Raw genomic sequence first — 5024 nt, forward strand, 5'->3', positions numbered from 1 at the left:
ACAAATTAATTACACCGACCGCGACAGTCACTTCATTTTTGGTGATGTTGCAACGGCAACCGTACTGGAGTCGGCTGACACCGTCTCGACAGACAGTGCTTTTGATATTTTAAGTACCAAAGCGAAAACCGTATTTTCAAATAACATCCGGTCGAATTTTGGCTATATTAGCCGCGCAAATGACGCTGATCCGTTTGGCCCGGATAAACTGTTTCATCAGGCTGGTCGTAAAGTATTTAAAGAAGTGTGCCCCATGGCCGCCGATCACATTGGCGCGCATCTGGCGGCGCATGGATACGAACCGGAGCATGTTAACCGTTGGTGGTTACACCAGGCCAATATCAATATGAATACGTTGATTTGTAAGCGTTTGTTAGGCCGTGAAGCGTCGCAACAGGAAGCGCCGATTGTGCTGGACGAATATGCCAATACTGCTTCTGCCGGCTCAGTGATCGCGTTTGCGCTGCATCATCAGGATCTGCAACCGGGAGACGTTGGGGTGATCTGTTCCTTTGGTGCGGGTTATTCAATTGGCAGCCTGGTTGTGAAAAAGCGTTAAGTTAACATTAAACTGTCGATAACAGGGACATACATCGAGTGGTGACAGATGATTGCTGATATTGGATATGGGCTAAACGCAGCCGGCTACCTGGTGCTGTTGTTGCTGTTATTTACGGTAAGGAAGCCAGGACTGGCAAAGTATCTGCTCAGCCTGGCAACACTGGTCACCATGCTGTGGTCATTGAGTTTCGTGAGTGTGCTCAGTGGCCCCCTCGACGTTATTCATCTGCTGCAGGGTGACAGCATCAAGCAGGCTATCTGGCTGTTGTTTATTGCTGGTTGCCTGAAACCGGATTTTCAGAATATCTGGCAGGTATTGCGGCAACCGGCCACCCTCATTGCGCTGTCAGTGCCCCTTGTCGCTTTGGTGTTACCCTGGGTTGTGCGCACAGACATTACCTGGCACTTTTTATTGCAAACCCTGATTGCCCTTGAAGTGCTGATTCTACTTGAGGTGTTATACCGACAGGTAGGGGACGAGCAATGGGCCTACAAGCCACTGGCTTTTTACTTAGGTGCCACTAACTTATTTGAATTTGTGTCTTACGCCAATGCCACCATGATTGCGCAGGTGGAGCCCGGCTTTATTGCCGCTCGCGGCTATATCTATTTGCTTATGCTGCCCTTTCTGGTTATTGCCACCCGGCGCATAAAACACTGGGGCGTAAACATCTTTATCTCCCGTGATGTGGTGTTGCACAGCAGCTTATTGTTGGTGGCAGGCATTTACCTGTTTGTCATGGCTGCACTTGGTTATGTGATTAACTATCTCGGCTGGAGTTGGGGCAGCACAGTTCAAATCGTATTAATCGCGCTGTCCATGGTGTTGCTGGCAACGCTGTTTTTGTCGAACAACTTCCGTACCCGCATTAAAATCTTCATTACCAAACACTTCTTTGCCAACCAGTTTGATTACCGCGAGGAATGGGTCAAGCTGACGAATGTGCTTGCCAATACCGATCAGTCATCAGCCAGCGTGTACCATGTGGCACTCGAAGGGGTGATGGGTGCAGTTAACTACGATAGCGGCGCACTGGTCAAAAAGCAGGGAGGGCGTTTTACTCTTGTGAGCAATCAGTACTTCATGCCACTGGAACAGGCGGAGCCCGCATTAGAAGCGTTGTGGGACTACTGCGAGCGCACTGGCTGGATGGTTGATTTAGAAGGGTATCGCAGTAAGCCTTTTGATTATGAGGGCTTACAGCTGCCGCCCAAGGTGGTCGAGGACACGGAATTGCAACTGGTACTGCCATTTATTCGGGAAGGCAAAATGTGGGGGCTGGCATTGCTCAGCGCGGTCGACCGGCCTAAGGTTTCACTCAACTGGGAAGTGCGGGACTACCTGAATGCGGTGACAAACCAGATAGCAAACTTTATTTACTTTCATGAAGCTGCGCAGTCATTGGCGGAAAATGCCCAGTTTGCAGCGTTTAATCGCATGGCGGCCTTCGTACTGCACGATTTGAAAAACGTATTGGCACAGATCGATTTAATTCTGTGCAATGCAGCCCAGCATAAAGATAATCCCGAATTTATTGAAGATACCTTCGAAACGTTGCATCATACCAAAGCTCGGATGGACCGCATGCTGCGTCAGTTAACGGAAAAGCAGGTCGATGAGGCCGGTGTTGATGCAACCCATACACTTTCTGAATTAATATCAGACGTGATTGCGCAGCGTTGTCAGTCACACCAGCCCTTACCCGTTATGCAAGTGAAAGATGAGACCAGTGTGGTGGTGGACCAGGAAAAGTTCGCCAATGTCATGTATCATCTTATTAGCAATGCGCAACAAGCCACACCGGATGACGGTCAGGTAGACATTACCGTCGTGCTCGATGCTGAACGCAAATATCAGCTGATTTTTATCGAAGACACCGGCTGTGGAATGGACGACGAGTTTATTAAAAACCGTCTGTTCAAGCCGTTTGATACCACTAAAGGCAATGCTGGGATGGGTATTGGTGCATACGATGCAAAAACATATATGGAATCCATAGGGGGCTATCTGCAGGTGCAGAGCCAACCGGGAATGGGAACCTGCTTTACGCTGGGTTTCCCCATCGAATAAATACCCTCGTGGTCGGAACGAAATGGAAAAATAAACATGGCTGACACCATTCTGGTAGTTGATGATGATTTAGGCATTCAGAAACAGTTAAAATGGAGCTTAACCGATTATAACGTGGTATTCGCAGACGACAGACAGTCTGCCATAGCACAGCTTCGCCGCTTTGAACCCAGCGTAGTGACACTGGATCTCGGGTTGCCACCCGATCCGGCTAATGCGTCTGAAGGGTTAAAAACACTTGAAGAAATTATGGCTTTGTCACCACGCACAAAAGTGATAGTGGTAACAGGCAACAATGATAAAGAGAATGCACTGAGAGCGATAGACCTCGGCGCCTATGACTTTTATCAAAAACCCATCGATTCAGATACCATAAAGTTGTTAGTGAATCGCGCCCTCAACTTATCCAAGCTTGAAGACGAGAATCGCATTCTGGCGAAAACCCGTCCATCCATGGGCAGGATCATTGGTAACAGTGAAGCCATTCAACTGGTCATGCGCAAGGCTGAAAAGATTGCCGGTACCGATATCAGCACGCTGTTGCTGGGAGAGAGTGGTACCGGTAAAGAAGTGTTTGCCCGCAGTATTCACGAACACAGTCCACGAAAAGATAAACCGTTTGTAGCCATAAACTGTGCCTCGATTCCGGAAAACCTGCTGGAAAGTGAATTGTTTGGCTACGAGAAAGGCGCGTTTACCGGCGCCAATAAAACGACCATGGGTAAAATAGAAACAGCCCAGGGTGGTACCCTGTTCCTCGATGAAATCGGTGATATGCCGATTGGATTACAGGCTAAAATGTTGCGTTTCCTGCAAGAGCGAGTGATTGAGCGCGTAGGTGGACGCAACGAGATCCCTGTCGATATTCGGGTGATCTGTGCGACGCACCGCGACTTACAAACTATGGTTGCGGAAGAGAGCTTCCGGGAAGATTTGTTCTACCGTATTGGTGAAATACCGATCAATATTCCTCCGCTTCGCGACCGCGAACAAGACATCGTCTTATTAGCCCGAACCTTCCTGAATCAGTATCGGGAAGAGTTTAATGCCAAAGCGAAAAGCTTCAGTGATGGCGCAATTAAGGCGTTACTGGCGCACAAATGGCCGGGCAATATTCGCGAATTACAGAACAAATTAAAGTCTGCAGTCATCATGGCTGAGGGAACGGTCGTCCAGGCCGAGGATCTGGGCTTGATAGCACCGACTGAAGACTTTGAAAGTGATACGTTGAATCTGCGTGAAGTGCGTGAACAAGCGGAGAGCCGGGCAATCCGCAAAGCGTATCAACGGGCAGATAAGAATATGTCGAAAACCGCGGAGTTATTGGGTGTAACGCGGCCAACACTCTATTCGCTTATCGATAAGTATCACCTGGAAGATCTAAAAACCGGGGTGTAGCCTCACGACTGGCTAGCGGCTACTCGCTACAATTCCAGTTCACCGCCGACAAGTGATTCAACGATGTTTGGATGCGTGTTGGCGGTAAGTCATATTTCACCTCAATCGGAGAGGGTGAATGAGACTGATGTTGAGATTGGGACTTCTCCCCCAACAACCCAATCCAGCAGTCTTTGCCAGAGCTTTTAGCGGCATAAAGGCAATCATCGACAATAGCAAAATAATCAGACCATTCCAGACGCTCGGGCTCCTCCGGGTAAAGCGGTAATACGCAGAAGCCGATGGAGCAAGTAATATTCAGCCGGGAATTATCGCTTAGTGAAAATAACTCCTGATGCAGGGATTGATGCAGACGAGTTGCAAGCGATACCGCTTCTAACCGACTGGTATTGCGACACACAGCTAAAAACTCTTCACCGCCCCAGCGTATCAGCATATCAGATGGCCGGAACACCGACCGCAGTAGCCGGCTTAATTGCACTAATATGCGATCGCCCGCGAGGTGGCCATAGGTATCGTTAATGTGCTTAAAATTGTCAATGTCCAGTAAAAAGCAAACCAAGTCCGCATTCGCGGCATCGGCACCTATGGGTTTGTTGACCAGGTAATTTTGCTGCGCACGATGAATTTCCTGGGGCAACTGGTTATTCAGGTACTGGCGGTTATACAAGCCGGTGAGCGGATCCAGCAGACTGGCGCGTTCAAGCGCCTGATACGCACTCTCTAATTCGGCATTTTTAATTTCCAGCTCTTGGGTGCGGCGCTTTACTTCGCGTTTTAACAAGCTGGAACGCTGTTTCTGGTTTACTCTGCTCCAAAACAGAAATACAAAGAGCAGCGAGGCGAGTAACGAGCCGTACAGCATTTTGGTGCGCAATTGTTGCTGTTCTGCTCTGGCAAGTTCTATTGCCTGGTTTTTACTTAACAACGTTAGCGCCTGGGCCTGACGCTCGACATCAATTTGTGATTGAAGGTAGAGCAACGCCAGAGAGCG

General features: G+C 48.9%; 4 protein-coding genes. 3 read left to right on the top strand and 1 reads right to left on the bottom strand.

What is annotated here, in order from left to right; all coding sequences use genetic code 11:
• The 3 genes from AC4MRN_RS19460 to prsR all read left to right on the top strand — a co-directional run.
• Positions 1-559, top strand: a 559-nt coding sequence (locus AC4MRN_RS19460; protein WP_491204243.1) for a 3-oxoacyl-[acyl-carrier-protein] synthase III C-terminal domain-containing protein, incomplete at its 5' end; no start/stop codon positions are given.
• 48 nt (positions 560-607) lie between these two features.
• Positions 608-2632, top strand: a complete 2025-nt coding sequence (gene prsK / locus AC4MRN_RS19465; RefSeq protein ID WP_491204244.1) for an XrtA/PEP-CTERM system histidine kinase PrsK — start codon at positions 608-610, stop codon at positions 2630-2632.
• A gap of 36 nt (positions 2633-2668) precedes the next feature.
• On the top strand, positions 2669-4030 hold the full coding sequence (gene prsR, locus AC4MRN_RS19470; protein WP_073323349.1) for a PEP-CTERM-box response regulator transcription factor: 1362 nt from the start codon (positions 2669-2671) through the stop codon (positions 4028-4030).
• A gap of 19 nt (positions 4031-4049) precedes the next feature.
• Here prsR and AC4MRN_RS19475 read toward each other — a convergent pair.
• Positions 4050-5024 (bottom strand): GGDEF domain-containing protein (locus AC4MRN_RS19475; protein ID WP_491204245.1); only part of this gene is annotated, 975 nt, incomplete at its 5' end.

It is taken from the genome of Marisediminitalea sp. (assembly GCF_984433645.1).

What these genes read in the sequence shown, in the direction of transcription:
- prsR (WP_073323349.1), top strand. Translation starts at nt 2,669, where the DNA reads ATGGCTGACACCATTCTGGTAGTTGATGATGATTTAGGCATTCAGAAA.
- prsK (WP_491204244.1), top strand. Translation starts at nt 608, where the DNA reads ATGATTGCTGATATTGGATATGGGCTAAACGCAGCCGGCTACCTGGTG.